The 15,480-nt window shown below is 69.1% G+C and carries 18 protein-coding genes; 6 read left to right on the top strand and 12 right to left on the bottom strand.

Annotation, left to right across the window (positions count from 1 at the left end; genetic code table 11):
* The first annotated feature begins 54 nt into the window (after nucleotides 1-54).
* Nucleotides 55-1,233 (top strand): cation:proton antiporter, encoded by a 1,179-nt coding sequence (locus ACLF3G_RS24120; protein WP_430671947.1) that lies wholly within the window; start codon nucleotides 55-57, stop codon nucleotides 1,231-1,233.
* Between the two features lie 17 nt (nucleotides 1,234-1,250).
* On the opposite strand, the gene ACLF3G_RS24125 is transcribed toward ACLF3G_RS24120, so the two are convergent.
* The 4 genes from ACLF3G_RS24125 to ACLF3G_RS24140 are packed head-to-tail and all read right to left on the bottom strand — an operon-like array spanning nucleotide 1,251 to nucleotide 3,520.
* Complete coding sequence (locus ACLF3G_RS24125; RefSeq protein WP_430671948.1) at nucleotides 1,251-1,667, bottom strand: CBS domain-containing protein; 417 nt, start codon at nucleotides 1,665-1,667, stop codon at nucleotides 1,251-1,253.
* Nucleotides 1,664-2,014, bottom strand: coding sequence for a P-II family nitrogen regulator (locus ACLF3G_RS24130; RefSeq protein ID WP_430671949.1), 351 nt, complete (start codon nucleotides 2,012-2,014; stop codon nucleotides 1,664-1,666). Before ACLF3G_RS24130 ends, ACLF3G_RS24125 begins: the two co-directional genes overlap by 4 nt.
* Nucleotides 1,983-2,789: a DUF1538 domain-containing protein gene (locus ACLF3G_RS24135; RefSeq protein ID WP_430671950.1), complete on the bottom strand. Its 807-nt coding sequence runs from the start codon at nucleotides 2,787-2,789 to the stop codon at nucleotides 1,983-1,985. The genes ACLF3G_RS24130 and ACLF3G_RS24135 overlap by 32 nt, the downstream gene beginning before the upstream one ends.
* Nucleotides 2,786-3,520, bottom strand: a complete 735-nt coding sequence (locus tag ACLF3G_RS24140) for a DUF1538 family protein (RefSeq protein WP_430671951.1) — start codon at nucleotides 3,518-3,520, stop codon at nucleotides 2,786-2,788. The genes ACLF3G_RS24135 and ACLF3G_RS24140 overlap by 4 nt, the downstream gene beginning before the upstream one ends.
* Before the next feature lie 107 nt (nucleotides 3,521-3,627).
* Here ACLF3G_RS24140 and ACLF3G_RS24145 point away from each other — a divergent pair, with 107 nt between their 5' ends.
* Both ACLF3G_RS24145 and ACLF3G_RS24150 read left to right on the top strand, forming a co-directional pair.
* Nucleotides 3,628-4,491 (top strand): universal stress protein, encoded by an 864-nt coding sequence (locus ACLF3G_RS24145; protein WP_430671952.1) that lies wholly within the window; start codon nucleotides 3,628-3,630, stop codon nucleotides 4,489-4,491.
* 109 nt (nucleotides 4,492-4,600) lie between these two features.
* On the top strand, nucleotides 4,601-4,858 hold the full coding sequence (locus tag ACLF3G_RS24150) for a hypothetical protein (RefSeq protein ID WP_430671953.1): 258 nt from the start codon (nucleotides 4,601-4,603) through the stop codon (nucleotides 4,856-4,858).
* Between the two features lie 6 nt (nucleotides 4,859-4,864).
* Here the strand turns inward: ACLF3G_RS24150 and ACLF3G_RS24155 are convergent, their stop codons facing one another.
* Nucleotides 4,865-5,113 carry a hypothetical protein gene (locus ACLF3G_RS24155; RefSeq protein WP_430671954.1) on the bottom strand — a complete coding sequence of 83 codons (249 nt, stop codon included), beginning with the start codon at nucleotides 5,111-5,113 and terminating at the stop codon, nucleotides 4,865-4,867.
* A 610-nt stretch (nucleotides 5,114-5,723) separates the two neighbouring features.
* Between ACLF3G_RS24155 and rnk the strand changes: the two genes are divergently transcribed.
* The 3 genes from rnk to ACLF3G_RS24170 all read left to right on the top strand — a co-directional run bounded on the left by rnk (nucleotide 5,724) and on the right by ACLF3G_RS24170 (nucleotide 7,720).
* Entirely contained in the window at nucleotides 5,724-6,137 is a 414-nt protein-coding gene (rnk, locus tag ACLF3G_RS24160) for a nucleoside diphosphate kinase regulator (protein ID WP_430671955.1), read from the top strand.
* Nucleotides 6,134-6,934: a uroporphyrinogen-III synthase gene (locus tag ACLF3G_RS24165; RefSeq protein ID WP_430671956.1), complete on the top strand. Its 801-nt coding sequence runs from the start codon at nucleotides 6,134-6,136 to the stop codon at nucleotides 6,932-6,934. Before rnk ends, ACLF3G_RS24165 begins: the two co-directional genes overlap by 4 nt.
* Before the next feature lie 114 nt (nucleotides 6,935-7,048).
* Nucleotides 7,049-7,720, top strand: a complete 672-nt coding sequence (locus ACLF3G_RS24170) for a TfuA-like protein (protein WP_430671957.1) — start codon at nucleotides 7,049-7,051, stop codon at nucleotides 7,718-7,720.
* Between the two features lie 119 nt (nucleotides 7,721-7,839).
* Here ACLF3G_RS24170 and gdhA read toward each other — a convergent pair whose 3' ends face one another.
* The 7 genes from gdhA to istB all read right to left on the bottom strand — a co-directional run.
* Entirely contained in the window at nucleotides 7,840-9,210 is a 1,371-nt protein-coding gene (gene gdhA / locus ACLF3G_RS24175; RefSeq protein WP_430671958.1) for an NADP-specific glutamate dehydrogenase, read from the bottom strand.
* A gap of 120 nt (nucleotides 9,211-9,330) precedes the next feature.
* Nucleotides 9,331-11,172, bottom strand: coding sequence for a hypothetical protein (locus ACLF3G_RS24180; protein WP_430671959.1), 1,842 nt, complete (start codon nucleotides 11,170-11,172; stop codon nucleotides 9,331-9,333).
* Between the two features lie 10 nt (nucleotides 11,173-11,182).
* Nucleotides 11,183-13,177 carry a phage tail protein gene (locus ACLF3G_RS24185; RefSeq protein ID WP_430671960.1) on the bottom strand — a complete coding sequence of 665 codons (1,995 nt, stop codon included), beginning with the start codon at nucleotides 13,175-13,177 and terminating at the stop codon, nucleotides 11,183-11,185.
* Nucleotides 13,177-13,530 (bottom strand): DUF6950 family protein, encoded by a 354-nt coding sequence (locus tag ACLF3G_RS24190; protein ID WP_430671961.1) that lies wholly within the window; start codon nucleotides 13,528-13,530, stop codon nucleotides 13,177-13,179. Before ACLF3G_RS24190 ends, ACLF3G_RS24185 begins: the two co-directional genes overlap by 1 nt.
* A complete protein-coding gene (locus tag ACLF3G_RS24195; protein WP_265547301.1) occupies nucleotides 13,527-14,102 on the bottom strand; it encodes a hypothetical protein in 576 nt (191 codons plus the stop codon). The genes ACLF3G_RS24190 and ACLF3G_RS24195 overlap by 4 nt, the downstream gene beginning before the upstream one ends.
* A complete protein-coding gene (locus ACLF3G_RS24200) occupies nucleotides 14,102-14,692 on the bottom strand; it encodes a hypothetical protein (protein ID WP_430671962.1) in 591 nt (196 codons plus the stop codon). The genes ACLF3G_RS24195 and ACLF3G_RS24200 overlap by 1 nt, the downstream gene beginning before the upstream one ends.
* Before the next feature lie 130 nt (nucleotides 14,693-14,822).
* A partial coding sequence (gene istB / locus ACLF3G_RS24205) for an IS21-like element helper ATPase IstB (protein WP_430671963.1) occupies nucleotides 14,823-15,480 on the bottom strand: 658 nt, incomplete at its 5' end.

The raw sequence follows: 15,480 nt of genomic DNA on the forward strand, positions 1-15,480 counted from the left end.
CGCATATCGGTGTGCCCGATGGCCATTCCCTTGTAAAAGGGGATCATGGTGGAGATGTCGTCTTCCATCGGGCCACTGCTCCTCGGCCTCGGTCTGGCCGCGCTCCTTGGGGTTGCGGCCGGTGCGGCACGACTGCCACCGCTCGTCGGATACGTCCTTGCCGGGCTTCTTGTCGGGCCACATACCCCTGGCCCTGTGCTCGATGCCGTGCTGGCCGCGGAAGCCGTGATGGTCGGAGCAGCACTGGTGCTCTTCTGGTGCGGCACGGGCGAGGCGCCAGTCGCGGTCGATCGGCTGCGGGGTTTGGCCTTGGCTGGTGCCATCGGGCAGACCATCGGGCTCAGCATCCTCGGCTGGAGCTTCGGTCGTTCCCTTGGATGGGACGACGCGGAGGGCCTGGCCCTCGGCTTTGCTCTGGCAGCGCCGGGGGTCATCCTCGCGCCGCGCATCCTGGCTTCGGCCGGCCTCTCCGGTCTCCTGACTGGCGGCGTGCTCGCAGGCTGGCTCGTTGCTAGTGGACTAATGGTCGTGGTCGGGATGAGCGGTCTCTGGGCTACGGCGCCAGATGCGGAGGGCGAAATGCCCGGCTTGGGTCGCGCTGCGTTGTCATCGGCGCTCGGTGGCGCCGTGATGGCCGGGGCTGCCGTCATGCTCGGCAGATGGGTCGTACCCGGCCTGCTGGCGGGGACAGAGCGTCTTGGCGCCCCCGACCTGACAGCGCTGCTGCCGCCTGTCATCGCGCTCGGGGTCATGGTGGCGGGGGCCCTGCTGGTGGAGATTCCGCTGGTTCTTGGCGCCTTCCTCGGCGGCTTGGCCTTTGCCGCTTCGGTAGCCGGCTGGGGCGCAATCCGCTGGGCGGCGACGCTGCGCGGCGTCTTCGCTGCGCTCCTGATCGTGCCGGTCGCGGCACAGTTCGATCCGGCCTCACTGCAGGGCGTTGGGCTTGCTGTCGTCGTCGTGCCCCTCTTGGTGCTGGTCGCCAGACCGGCGATTGCCTGGGCGGCCGCACGCTTTGCCGGTTACGCAGCGCGCCCGGCGCGGCTTCTGGCCGCCGGCGCCGGTCAGGCGGGCGAGGTCTCGCTGGTGATCGCGGCGCTGGCCGTCACGGTCGGCCTTCTGCCGGCAGAACTGCGCGATGTCGTGCTCTTGTCTGTTGTCGCGTCCGCGGTGCTCTGGGGGCTGCTGCTCGGCCACATGGTGGCGGCGGAGCCGGCCGGGATCGAGCGCGGCTGACGCCCGCGCCGTGCCGCTCATCCGCTCGCGGCTGGCTTGTCGATGTAGCGCACCACGAGGTCGCGCAGCGTCACGATGCCGATCAGACGGCGCCCCTCGACGACGAGCGCATGCGTCAGTCCGAGGCGCTGCATCAGGCGGATCGCGTATCTGACATTCATCTCGCCATCCAGGCTCGGGGCGGGCTTCGTCATCACCTCGTAGAGGTGGGTGCGGGCGGGCACGCGGTTGCTGTTGACCACCTCGCGGGCGACATCCGTCACCAGCACGATTCCGTACTCGTCCTGCTCGTTGCGTCGTTCCACGATCAGTGAGCTGATGTTGCGGTCACGCATCATCACCAGCCCCTCGCTGACCGTGGTGAGGCCATCCACCACGACGGCATCCGGTGTCATCGCCTCGCGTACCGGCAGGTGATACTGGGTCCCACTCACAGCTTGTCCTCCACCTGCTTCGCCAGGAAGCGGATCTGAGCCTCCAGCCCCACCGCGTCTTCGATCGGGATCTGGAAGGCGATGCCGGAGCCGGGGTCGGCGTCGAAGCGCCCCGCGTTGGCGATCGCCTCAAGGATGCCGCGTGCCAGGTGTTCCTCGACCACCAGCAGCACGATGTCGCGCTGGCTGGCGAGGTCGAGGCCAAAGAAGGTCTTCTTCGGCTTCAGCCCCTCGCCACGTGCGCTGGGGATGGTCGTCGCCCCCGTCGCCCCGGCCTCGCGCGCCGCCTTCAGAACGGCGTCGAGGCGGTCATCCTCAACCAGAACGAGTAGCAGCTTGAACCGCATCGGTTCCTCCTGGGCCAGGGCCCTGCTTCCCGCGTTCCAGCATCACCGCAAAGGCGAGGACGCTGGCAACTGGGGAGAGCAGGGCGAATAGGATAACGCCGAAACCATCGGTCAAGGGATCGCGGCCCGGGATGGCGGTGGCAACACCGACGGCGAAGGCGGCGACCATCGGGACGGTGACGACTGAGGTTGCGAAGCCGCCGCAGTCGAAGGCGAGCGGGACGAGCTGACGCGGCGCGAGCGCGACGAGCAGGGCGATGAGGCCGACCAGCCCGGCCACCGCCCAGGGCAAGGGCAGGCCTGTCACGATCCGCAACGTTCCAAACAGCAGGCCGAGCGAGACGCCTGCCGCGACCACGAGGCGCAGCGTCAGCGGACTGAGCGTGCCACCGGTCAGCTCGCCCACGCGGTTGGCGATGGCGGTCAGTGCGGGTTCGACCATCGTCGTCGCGAAGCCCAGCGTAGCGGCGAAGACATAGAGCCAGAGGAAGTCCCGCCAAGCCACCGCGCCGTCCCGCGCGGCGGCAAGCGCGGGCGCCGTCAGGCGGTCCGAGAGGTCGGTGCCGATCGGCAGCAGCGACCATTCGAGCCCGAGGCGGAACAGCGCCAGGCCGAGCACCACATAGACGGCGCCGATCATGACCCGCGGCAGGTGCGCGGGCCGGCGGCGCAGCACTAGGGCCTGGAAGCCGAAGACGACCAGAGCAATCGGCGCGGCATCGAGCAGCGTCGCCGCCAGGGCCGCGCCAAGCTCTGCGAGGGTCGCGCCCATCATTCGAGCAGCAGCGAGCCGAGCAGCACGACGAGCAGGGGCATAAGGCTCGCCAACGCCACCAGGCCGAAGCCGTCAGCCAGTGGCCGCCTGCCGCCGATGGCGGAGGCGAGGCCGATGCCGAGCGCGGCGATCAGCGGGATGTTGATCGCCGAGGTCGCCGCCGCGCCGGCGTCGAAGGCGACGCCGAGCAGCGGCGTGTCGCGCGTGAGCGCGAGCAGCGCGGCGAGCCCGTAGCCGCCCAGCAGGAGCCACCAGACCGGCCAGCCGATGAGGATGCGCAGGCAGCCCAGCACCACGGCGAGTCCCACCGCGGCCGCGGCGGCGTAGCGCAGCACCAGCGCTGTGCGCGCCGCGCCCGCCTCCCCCCCCGCGACGAGGCCGGCATCCGCCGCGGCCGTGGCCGCCTTCATCGTGACGGCGAGCAGCGCCGGCTCGGCCACGGTGCTGCCGAAGCCGATGGCGAAGGCGAAGGCCAGAAGAAGCAGCACGTTGCCGCGGCGGGCGAAGGTGTCGGCCAGGCCCTCGCCAAGCGGGAACAGGCTCATGGCCAAGCCGCGGCCAAAGAAGGTCAGCCCGAACAACACCAGCATGAGGCCGGCGAGCATGGTGCCGATCTCCGGCGGGGAGGCGCCGAGGACGACGGCATAGAAGAAGCCGACAACCAGCAGCAGCGGGGCGAGGTCGCGCAGGTTCTCCATCAGGACCCGAACGAGCCCAGGCAGGCGTTGCATGCCGGCGATCCCTCCTCTCGTGGTAGCGAGGCGGGCCCGCGACCTTGCTCCTGTGCTCAGCGCGCTTTTATATTATAAATGGATAAGCGTTAATCCAGGGGGCAAGCATGCGATTTCTCTGCGCGACCGACCTGTCATCCCGCTCGGACCGCGCGCTGCGTCGCGCGGCGACGCTGGCTCGGGAAGCAGGGGCCGCACTGGTGCTGCTCTCGGTGGTGAATGATGATCAGCCGGAGACGCTTGTCGCGAGCGAGCGACGGGAGGTCAGCTCGCTGTTGGCCGAGCAGGCGCGCGCCATGCCCGAAATGCAGGGCCTAGCGCCCCGTATCCGCGTGGAGGCGGGTGACGCCTTCGACGCGATCATCCGCGTTGCCGAGGAGGAGGCGGTCGACCTCATCGTGATGGGCGAGCACCGCAAGCGCCTGCTGCTCGACATGTTCATCGGCACTACGATTGAACGCGTGATGCGCCGGGGCCGCTGGCCCGTGCTGATGGTGAACCGCCCTGCCGAGCGGCCCTACAAGCGCGTGCTGGCCGCCGTGGACATGTCGGAGCCCGCCGCGCAGGCGCTGCGGGCGGCATTTCGCCTCGGTTTTGCCGGGCGCGGGGAGCTGACCGTCTTCCACGCATTCCAGCAGCCTGGCCGCGGCAACATGGTGCTCGCCGATCTCTCGGCGGAGGCCATCGCGGGGCATGTGGCGGCGACGGCCGCCCAGACACGCGCGGAACTCGGCAAGTACCTGAGCAGCCTGGACCTTGGCCTCGGATCCCGGCTGCCGCCCATCGCGCTTGAGGAGGGTACGCCCGCGGAAGCCCTCCGGCGCTCTGTGGATCGGCTCTCGCCCGATCTCGTGGTGATCGGCACGCGGGGCTACGGGGCGGTTGGGCGCCTCGTGCTGGGCAGTGTGGCCGAGGAAGCATTGCGCACCCTCGACTGCGACGTCCTGGCAGTGCCGCCGCAGGCAGCATGACTGTCGTGTCCCGACCACACGGGCGGTGCCATTCGTGACGGATCAATGGGCACGAGACCGCGCGCAAGACCCATCGAGGCCGGCGTCCGCACGATCCTTCGACCTGAACGTGATCCGTGAGCTGGCCTGGCGGACCGGACTGCTTGGCCTCGGGATGTATCTGGTCCTGACGGATGATCCCACGCGCAACCTGCGTTTGAACGCGCTGGCCTATGTCGTGGCTCTTGTGTGGTGCCGTTACGACGGCGCTCTGTCTCGGGGACGCTGGGGCGCCGCGGCCTTCGAGGCTGTCATTTGGTACCTCGCCGCGGTTGCCTTCGCGCGGATGCTGGTTCTGCTGATCGGTGATCCCTTGGCGCCCGGCTGAGGGCGGTCAGGGCTCTGCGGGAGCGCCAAAGGCCCCCACGAAGAGATAGGTCCATCCGATCGACAGCCGCAGCAGGAGCACGGCCTCGATGAGCGCCAGGATGAGGCTGAACCTGCCGAACAGGCCGTCGGAGAAACTCCAGAGGGCGAGCGCGAAGCCTGTTAGGACGACTTGGTACGAACGTGGCATCTCACCGTTGGGCGGGAGCAGGAACAGCGCCAGCCCGACCACGGCAGCGACGTAGCCCATCGCCACCGGAATGATTGGGGTCTCGCTGCCTGTGCCATGATCGTCAGCCTGCGCCCACCGGCGCCGCCGATCCAGCGCTGTCGTAACTGGCCGAGCCTGCCGTTTTCCACGCGTGGAAGACCCGTTCGATCACGCGCTGGCCGATTGCTCGCCCGCGCCGAAACCGTCGGGATAGCGGACGCAGTGTCCTGCGCAGCTGAAGCGGACGCGGCACCTCGGACTTGCCGTCCACCGGTCACAGTGCGACTGGACCATTGAGGCCAAGATCAGAGTGAGCGTCGGAGGGGCGAGCGACCAAAGCCTGCGACCGCGGCTTGACCGGTCCTACCCCTCGGATACCGTGGCGTCATGTCGTGGACAAAAGCAAACTTCAAGCGTCGCTTGGCGCATGGGTGTAGTTTGGTCGTGGGTTCCTAGCCCGGGACCGGCTGGGCCATCGTGTCCAGTGGGATGCCGGGGTATCGCCGCAGCACGCAACCATAGCCGGCGTCACGCTCTCACTGAAACCGGAACGATCTTGAGAGTTCCGGAGCGAATAATCTAGATACAGCTCTCGCGCCGTCTTCAGGGGACGTCGCATTCGCGGACAACGCCACAATCCGAGAGGATGAACCCTATGAATGAAGAAGCCACTTCGCAGGATCTGCGCCCGCCCCTGTTAATGTCGGAGGAGGACAATAACCGACTCTCCAGCTTGGCGGGGGCGATTGCCAAACGTAGCCCGCTGGTCGCGCGCCTGCTGGCTGAGGAAGTGGATCGCGCCGATGTCGTGCCCGCAGGCCAGGTAACTGCCGGAACCGTGGCCATTGGTTCGTTCGTCGAGTACCGCGACGCGACGACTGGCGAAGAGCGACGGTTCCAGGTGGTGTTGCCGCCCGAGGCCGACTTTGCAGAAGGACGCATCTCCATCCTCTCGCTGGTGGGTGCCGGGCTGATCGGCATGTCAGAGGGTCAGTCCATCGACTGGCCGGCGGGGGACGGGCGGCTCCGACGCTTGACTGTGTTGCGCGTCGCGCCCCCACCGGAGTGAGCGGCCGTGCGCTGGGGGACGCCTTCCCCCTGCGCGCGCTGGTCACCCGCCCGCGCCACCAGGCCGGGCGGCTGGCCGCCCGGCTGCGCGCACGCGGCATCGGATGCCTCGTCGAGCCGATGCTGGAGATTGAGGCTCGCGCGTGGGACCCGGCGGTGCTGGAGGCGCGGCAGGCTGTGCTGCTGACCTCGGCGAACGCGGCGGCTGCGCTCCTCGGGGGACTTGCATCCGGTGCCTCCGCACCCCGGCTGGTTTTGGCCGTTGGCTCCGCCACCGCGAGCCCGCTTCGGCGCGCCGGCCTCGCGCGAGTCCAGGCGGCGCCGGGCAGCGACGCCGTGGACCTGCTGCGGCTGGCCCGCGCCCACCTCGACCCGCGTGGCGGGCCGGTGGCCTATCTCAGCGGCGCAGAGGCGGCGTGCGACCTCCGCGCGGCGCTGGCATCCGAAGGGATCATGGTGGAGCGGACGGTGGTCTATGCCGCCCGGCCGGCTGGCGGGCTGACGCCGCGTGCGCGGGCGGCCCTCCACGCCGGCGCAATCGGACTGGCGCCCTTCCTCTCGGCCCGCGCGGCGGAGCGCTTCGGCGAGCTCGTCACGAGCGCCCGGCTGGAGGAGGCGTGCCGCGGCATCACCGGGATCGCGCTGAGCCCGCGGGTCGCCCGGGCCATGCGGTCGCTTCCCTGGCGCGCGGTGGAGGTCGCCAGGCGGCCGGACCTGGACGGACTGCTGCACTGCCTGGATGGCGTCCTGGCGCAGGTGCTGCGCCAGGACGCCGGCACACCCGCCCCTCGGCCCTAGCCGGGGATGGATCGGCCTGCGCCCAGGGCGCCGGAATGCGGCGCTCGCCCGTTGTCCTGGTTGCCCATCGTCTTCCTGGGTCCAAGCCTTCCGTGGGTGGAGGCGCGGCGACTGTTGACCGCCGACTACCGGCCTCCGCTCCGCCGCGGCGACCTCGACACGCTGCCTGGGCCGGCCCTGGTCGGGATCGTGGACGGGGTTCTCGACCCGGAGACACGCATGGAGCCAGGGGAGGCGCGCCGCGCCGCGACCCGGGGGATACGCCTGTTCGGAGCGGCAAGCTTCGGCGCGATGCTGGCAGCAGATCCCTCGATACCCGGCGTGGTCACTGGCGTTGGCCGTGTCGCAGGACTGCTCCGGCATGGCCGCGCGGAGCCGGACGACGTGGTGCTCCAATACGCGGCCCATGACCTCAGGCCGCTGACGGTGCCAGTCGTTGACGTGATCTGCTGGATGGCGAAGGCTTGTGCGGCAGGGGTCCTCGCGACGGGCGCGGCCAATCGCGCGCTGCACGGGCTGCGCGCTGTCCCGGTGGAGGACCGGACGCCAGGTCTCGTGGCCTCCCTGCTCCATGATCATCTCGGCTCCGCCTCGCCCTGGAGCCGCGGGGCAACCGTTTGTGGTGCCAAGACCGGCGACGCGCGTCTGCTGCTGCGCGCCCTGCGCGTGCTGCGCCGCCGCGGCACGCTGCAGGCGCAGCTTTGCAGCGGCCACCAATCCGGGCTCATCGAAGTGGATCGCGCAGGCGGAGCTGCGGATCCATACAGCCAGGGCCGCCGGGATTAAGGGGCGTCAGGCGCTGCTTCGGCAGAGGCCTTTCGCCCCTTTGGGACCGCGCGGTGAACGCGTTCACCCGGCTCGTCCAGTTCCGCGCTACACACCTCGAAGTTGAGGCGGCAGATGTCTTAAATCACGCCCATCGCTCGCATCGCGTCGGCCACCCGGACGAAGCCGGCGATGTTGGCCCCCAGGACGTAGTTGCCGCTCGCGCCGTATTCCTCGGCTGTCGCGTGGCAGCGATCATGGATGTCGTTCATGATCTGCATGAGCCGCGCCTCCGCCTGCTCGAAGGTCCAGCTGTCGCGCGACGCGTTCTGCTGCATTTCGAGGGCCGAGGTGGCAACACCGCCGGCATTCGCGGCCTTGCCCGGCGCGAACAGCATGCCCGAATCCTGGAAGACCTTAACCGCTTCCGGTGTGCACGGCATGTTCGCGCCCTCGGCGACGGCCACGACCCCATTGCGCACCAACGTCCCGGCATCGCGGCCGGACAATTCGTTCTGCGTGGCGCAGGGCAGGGCCACGTCGCAGGGCACGTCCCATACCGAGCCGCCCGCAATGAAATGCGCACCCGTTCCCCGCAGCCGCACATACTCGGCGATGCGCTCGCGCCGGACTTCCTTGATCTGCTTGAGGAGGGAAAGGTCAATCCCGCCCTCGTCCACCACGTAACCGCTGCTGTCCGAGCAGGCGACGATCCGGGCGCCGAACTCGAGCGCCTTCTCCATCGCATAAATCGCGACGTTCCCCGAGCCGGAAATGATGACGCGCTTGCCCGCCAGCTCGCTGCGCCTGGTGCCCAGCATCCGTTGCACGAAATAGACGGCCCCATAGCCCGTCGCCTCCGTGCGGGCGCGGGATCCGCCGTAGGCCAAGCCCTTGCCCGTCAGCACGCCGGCCTCGTAGCGGTTGGTCAGGCGCTTGTACTGGCCGAACATGTAGCCAATCTCGCGCCCACCCACGCCGATGTCGCCTGCTGGCACGTCGGTGTATTCGCCAAGATGCCGATACAGCTCGGTCATGAAAGACTGACAGAAGCGCATGACCTCGGCATCGGACTTGCCCTTGGGGTCGAAGTCGGAACCGCCCTTACCGCCCCCGATCGGCATGCCGGTCAGAGCATTCTTGAAGATCTGCTCGAAGCCGAGGAATTTAATGATGCCGACATTGACCGACGGATGGAAGCGCAGCCCCCCCTTGTAGGGGCCGAGGGCCGAGTTGAACTGCACGCGGAAGCCACGGTTGATGTGGACCTGACCTTTGTCGTCGGTCCAGGGCACCCGAAAGATGATCTGGCGTTCTGGCTCGCAGATGCGCTCGATCAGGGCATCACTCAGATAGTGCGGGTGCTTGGCAACAACACGTCCAAGGCTTTCCAGCACTTCTCGCACGGCCTGATGAAACTCTGCCTCGCCTGGATTGCGGCGCAGCACCTCTGCCAGAACGGGTCGGAGCTTTTCATCAATGCCATTCATGTCGGCGATGTCCTTGTGCAAACGCCCATGAACTGAGCATGCGACGCCGGATAACCCAACAGCACGGGGACGTCACCCTTGCCATCGCGGGAATGCGTCTGCTCTCCCGCACGGCGGCATCGCCTCCTCTTGAACAGCCACTCACGGCACCCGCCGCTTCACCACCCCGACCGACAGCGTGGCCGCAGCCAGATCGAACGTCGCGCCCGAGATGTTTCGCGCCATCACCCGCACCGTGTTGTTCGACCACACCGCCGCATCGAGCTCGATGAACCGCGTCGACGACACCAGCGACGCCGTTGCCAGGTCGCCCGCCCGCGACCCGTTCACCGTGACATCGAGCAGCGCCGTTGCCCCCGGCGCCAGGCTCGGCAGATCCCAGGACACCTCCGCCGCGAACTCCCGCCTCCCTGAGCCGAACAGCGCCCCCGTCAGCAGTGGCGTGCCGTTCAGCACCGCGGGCGCGGCCTCCGGCAGCCCGTAGAGCCGCAGCGATTGTAGGTCGATCGGCCCATCAAAGCCGATCACCCCCACCTGCGCATAGGCCACCGCCGCGCCGACACGGATGGTCTGGCGCCGATTGAAGTTCGCATCGTCCATCGGCGCGCCGGCGTTCCAGCCCTTGGCAGGCCCGTTCCACTGCATCGTGGTGATCGAGGCCAGCACATCGCCCGCGATGTCCTCGCGAACGTTCCCCGCGCCGTCGAAAACGCGCACGAAGAGCCGCCCACCCGAGGCGCCGCTCGTCAGCCAATGCGCCAGGGCGAACTCCTTCGCCTGGGAGGTATCCAGCATCCACCCCAGCCCACGGTTTGCCGCCAGCGTCACGGCGCGGTCGGTCGGGGTCACGTCCGCCAGCCCGTTGAAGCAGAAATCCGCCATGAAGGTCGCGGTGGTGGTCGAGGTCGCGACGGTGATCAGTCCCTCGACACCCACCTCGGTCGCGGACTGGCGAAACGCCGCCGCCCGGGTGTTCGGCACCCCCGCGAGGAACCGCTGGAACCGCGACGCCGGCGCGCGATGCCGGTTGATCACCGCATTGCCGCAGCGATTGGCTGTCGCCGTGTAGTCGATGCCAACCAGGTAGGTGTTGGTCCAGGCGATATCGTACTCGCAGTCCTGCGCCCCGGCGGTGTGCCGCGCTGCCAGCGGCGAGCAGGCCTCCATGCGCATGTTCCGCGCGATGATGGCAGAGCCCGAGGTCTGGTTCAGGAAGGGGATGGCGCTGTTGCTGCCAGCCTGCCGCAGTTCGAAGTTTGGCGCGTCAAAGACGTGGCGGTTGTGGTTGGAATAGGCGCCGGCCTCATTCCCGAAGCGCACCCCGAAGCGGTCCTGCGCAGCATTCACCCCGGTCGCCTGGGCGAAGTGCCCGCCATAATAGCGGATCGAGGTGTTCCAGGCCGTGGCGGTGGCGCACCAGATGTCGAGGCCGATGCGGTTGTTGACGATGCGCCCCAGCGTGAAGGTGCTGTCCTCCACGCCGCGGCCGTCGCCGAGGGTGCGCATGCCGATGGTGAAGCCTTCGACGCGGCGCAGCTCGATCTGGCTGGCATCCACGTTGCGCACGGTGATGCCGATGTCCGCCTCCGAGGACCAGTCGGACAGCGTCTGACGGATCACGTTCAGCCCGGTATAGAGCTTCTCCGCATTCCGGATGGTGCCGCCATCGCCCAGCACCAGCACGGAGGTGGGTGCCGTGCCCGTGTAGCGGATGGTACCCTGCATGATCAGGCCACGCGCCCCGCCCGGCAGGGTGACGGTGCCGGACACGTTCCAGGTGCCGGGCGGGATCATCGCGAACTTCTGGTCCGCGCCGGCGCGATCGAAGGCGACCTGGATGGCAGTGCGGTCATCAGCCACGCCATCGCCGAGCCCGCCGAAATCATTCGGCAGCACGGCCTCGCGGTCGCGCAGATACTTCGCGAAGTCGCTCTTGTTGAGGTTGACGTTGAGGACCAGCAGGTCGTCGATGCGCGCCGGCATGGCGGGCCTCCTAAAATGCGGTGGCGGTGACCGGGCCGGCGAAGGCCGAAACGTTGCCCTCGGCCGAGACGCTTCGGAGCCAGTACCAGCGGGTCTGGCCTGCGGTGAGACCGGTGCGATCCCAGAACAGCGAGGTCGGCTCGGTGGCCAGTTTGGTGGCGGCGGCCAGGCTGTTCGAAGATGCCTCGAACACCTGCAGCCGCACGGCATCCGCGGGAAAGCCGCCGGACAGGCGCACGCCGCCGGTGATGCCGGTCGCCGTCGGCGCCGAGACGGCGGCCGGCACCGGGGCGGTGCGCCAGCCCGACACCGCGCCACTGCGCGCCACTGCGCGCGCCCGGAAAGCGGTTGGCTCGGCGGTGGGGATCACCGCCGCGGTGGCGCCCAGACCCGCCCCGTAGCCCTGCCACACGGCAACCGAGGCCGGCAGGAACTCCACCTCGTAGCCAACGAGATAGGCCGAGCCGACCGGCGACCAGAAGACCGCCAGCGCGGCGAAGCTGCTGGTGAACGGCGTGCCGACGGTGATGCTGGCGGGTGCGGCGATGCGCCCGGGATTGGGCAGCACCACCGATGGGCTGTCGCCGGTGGCGCGCTCGTCCACGGCCGGGTTCCAGTCCCAGACCGCGCTGTCTTCCTCGGCCAGCACCAGATCGACGCCGCCGTCCTGCGCCAGGCTCCAGCCGGTAATCCTCGCCGGGAACGGCACCAGCCGGTCGAGCGCCACCGTCGCGCCCTCCCAGGGCCGCAGCCGCAGGGCGGAGAGGTTGGCCGGGAAGGCCACAGTGCGCTGGCGGCGATTCCGCTCCAGCGCCACCTTCATCAGCCGCTGCACGGTCGAGACCGACGTCGTAAGCGGAAATTCGAGGTCGGTGTAGATCGCCTCGCCGCCATCCTCGGCGACGTAGTTGCTGGCCAGCAGTGGCGGCGCGTCGGTAGGCTGCCAGTTGGCCGAGGGCTCGACGTAAACGGCGCGCACCCCGTTGAAGAGGTCTCGCCGTGCCCGGCTGCCCTGGATGGTGACGTCGCCGCGCAGGTCGTCGGAGGTGAGCGTCGCCACCGGCAGCACTGGCCCCCCGGCATGGATGAAGAACCGCCCGCCCGAGACCACCAGCGCCCCGGCCATAGCGGCGACCAGCTTTTCGGTGATGGCGATCTTGCCCTCGGCCAGCGAGAGCGTGCCATTGCAGGTGTAGCGGCGCTCGGCGGTGCCACCGCGCCGGCTCATGATCTCGTCGCAGATATTGGCAGCGGCGATCAGGCACGGGATGTCGATGTCGTCCCAGGTGGCCCGCCAGCCGAAGGGCGCCGTGATATACCAGGCCAGGCACAGCGCCGGGTTGTCCGACCAGCCGGTGATCCCGGTGCGGGGATCCAGGATAGTATCAGCCCCCTCGACAATGGCCGCCATATTGGGCGGGCCGGCGGGGAAGGCCTCGGCGGTGATCTTGAGCCGGACCGCGATATAGGCCCGACCCTGGCCGCGATGGGCGCTGGTCCACTTGCCGCCGGTCTCGGCCACGAGGTTGGCGTTGGCCGCCTGGCCAGGATCGCCGAGGTGTCGGTCCACCCGCACCAGGCCGGCGAAGCTGGCATCCGTCTCGACCTTGTCGCCGAGTGTGACCTCACCGATGGCACGCACCCTGTGCGCGGCCATCACCACCACGGCGTAGAAGTAGCCATCCTCCCGCCCGGCATCGTCGGTGGCCGAGTGAATGAAGACGATCGGCCCGCCGACCTTGACCCGGCCAAGGACGATCTGGTGCTCGGTGATGGCCTGGCGGAAGGACTGGGTGCGGGTCGCGGCGGTGCTGGTGAGCGTGTTCGCGGCCGCCGCGGCGGCGGCGGTGGAGGAGGCTCGCTTGGTCGGGAAGATGCTCTGGCCGATGGAGGAGACGACGAAGGCGGCACCCGCGGCGACGACGGCGCCAATGATGCCGCCGCCGACCGCGGCTGAGGCGATGCCGCCGGCGAGCACCGCGACGAGGGGGACGGCAGCCGGCATCAGCCGATCCTCCAGGCGGTGGTGCAGGTGGTGATGGCCTGGCGCAGCAGCCCGCGCGGTCCGACGAAGGCAGCGCGGCCGCCATCCACGACCACGCCGAGGCGGGCGGGATCGCCGGCTAGCACGACGTCACCGGCCCGGGTGAAGGTCGGCGGGATGCGCGGGAAGCCAGCGCTGTCGGCCGATGCTTCCAGGGAGGGCCGCACCCGCACCCAGGGCCGCTCCCCGGTCACTGCCTCAATCGCGGCCATGGCAAATCGGGCACAGTTCCAGCGGCGGGCATCGAACGGCCGCGCCTCGACCGCCGACAGCAGGGCTGCCAGCCGGCCAGGCCAATCCGGGCGCCGGGTCACGACGCCGGCAGGGTGATCTGCGCCTCCTGCAGGGCGGGCACGTACTCGAAGAAGCGGTCGCCCGGGTATTCGGCCTGCTGATCGGCATCGGTGTAGCGGCGCACCTCGGCGCGCTCGAGGTCGACCAGGCGGCTCTCGCAGGCGAGCGAGACCCGCGGCTCGGCGCCGTCCACCACCTCCATGGTGTCCATCAGTCCGGCCCAGAGAGGAAAGGGGTCGGCGACGAAGGCGCCCTCGGCATCCAGTAGCCCACCCCAGAGGCGGGCGGTGCGCAGCCGAAAGCTCCGCTCGGCAAGCGCGATGTCCACCACCTCCTGCGGCACCGGTGACAGCGTGAGCGTCAGCCGCACGGCGCGGATCTCGGTGGTCTCCTCGATCTCGCCGACCGCACCGAGCGAACCGACCCCCTCGAACACCATCCCCGCCCAGTCCAGCTGGCCGAGCCCCGTCCAGGCGCGAAAGGGGCCGGAGGCGAAGTCGAGATCGACCAGGATGATCGGCGTGGCGACCGGCGCGGTGGCGGCCGCGGCCGCCTGGAGCGACAGCCGCGGCGTGGCGGTGATGCCGGACATCAGAGCACCTCCTCGAGGCGGATCGTGATCGCGGTGAAGCGGCCGGGGCGGGTTGGATTGATCGCTTCATCATCGGAGATCAGCCGCATCGCCACGGTGGGCTGGGTCAGCACGAGTGGCTCCGATACCGCGGCCGCGGCGCGAAGCGGCGGCCCGATGGGGATGGTCGCGGTGCCGGTGCCGGAGGCGGTCACCGCCTGGGTCGCCATGTAGAGCCGACCGTTCAGCCCGAAGTAATCGCCGGCACCGACGGCAACCGTGCCGGGCCAGAAGCCCTGGACCTGGATGCTGAGCGCCCCGCGGGCCGCGCCGGCTGCAAGCGAAGGACTGCCCGACCCCACCACCAGGCCGGTGCCGTCCGTGAAGATGGTGGCGTCGCTGAAAGAGTACGGCCCGGTCGGCACGTCGCCTTGGCTGCGCGGATCGCCACTACGGTATTCCCGCCGCCAGTCCCAGACCCGCACCGTGTTGACCGAGCCGGCCAGCGCCGCCAGCAGCCCCTCCAGCACGCCGGCGCGGACCCGGTCGAGCGGATCAAAGGTCGCCTCGGCCATCCAACGCGCGCCCTCCCGCCGCATCACCTGGGTCACGCGGGTGATCGGCGAGGCAAAGCGCAGGGTGTTGTGCTGCAGGTAGAATGTTGATTGCCACTGAGAGCTGACCCGGGGTTGCCACGAGGATCTGACCCGGGTTGTGGGGATGCGGGGTTCTCGGATTCTGTCAGGTGGGCTGTGGCTTCCTTTCACGATGGGCCTGGGTTGCGGAGCTGTTCCTGAAGCGGAAGCTGTCGTTGCCGGTCTCCAGGATGTGGCAGTGGTGGGTGAGCCGATCGAGGAGCGCCGTCGTCATCTTGGCATCACCGAAGATCGCCGCCCACTCACTGAAACTGAGATTGGTGGTGATGACGACACTGGTCTGCTCGTAGAGCTTGCTGAGAAGGTGAAACAGCAAGGCACCGCCCGAGGCGCTGAACGGCAGATATCCAAGTTCGTCGAGGATCAGCAGGTCGGTATGGAGCAGGCGGGCGGCAATCTGACCTGTCCTTCCGGCGGCTTTCTCCTGCTCGAGGGCGTTGACCAGTTCCACCGTGGAGTAGAACCGCACCCGCTTGCGGTGATGCTCGACCGCCTGGACGCCAAGCGCGGTGGCGACGTGGGTCTTGCCGGTGCCTGGCCCGCCGACCAGCACGACGTTGTCGGCCTTTTCCATGAAAGCACCGGCATGCAGTTGGCGCACCAGGGCTTCGTTGATCTGGCTGCTGGCAAAGTCAAAGCCCGTCAGGTCTTTGTAGGTCGGGAACCGTGCGGCCTTGAGCTGGTAGGCGATGGAGCGGACCTCCCGCTCGGCCATCTCGGCCTTCAGCAACTGCGACAGAACC

It is taken from the genome of Falsiroseomonas sp. HC035, from assembly GCF_050563525.1.
Classification (GTDB): domain Bacteria; phylum Pseudomonadota; class Alphaproteobacteria; order Acetobacterales; family Acetobacteraceae; genus Falsiroseomonas.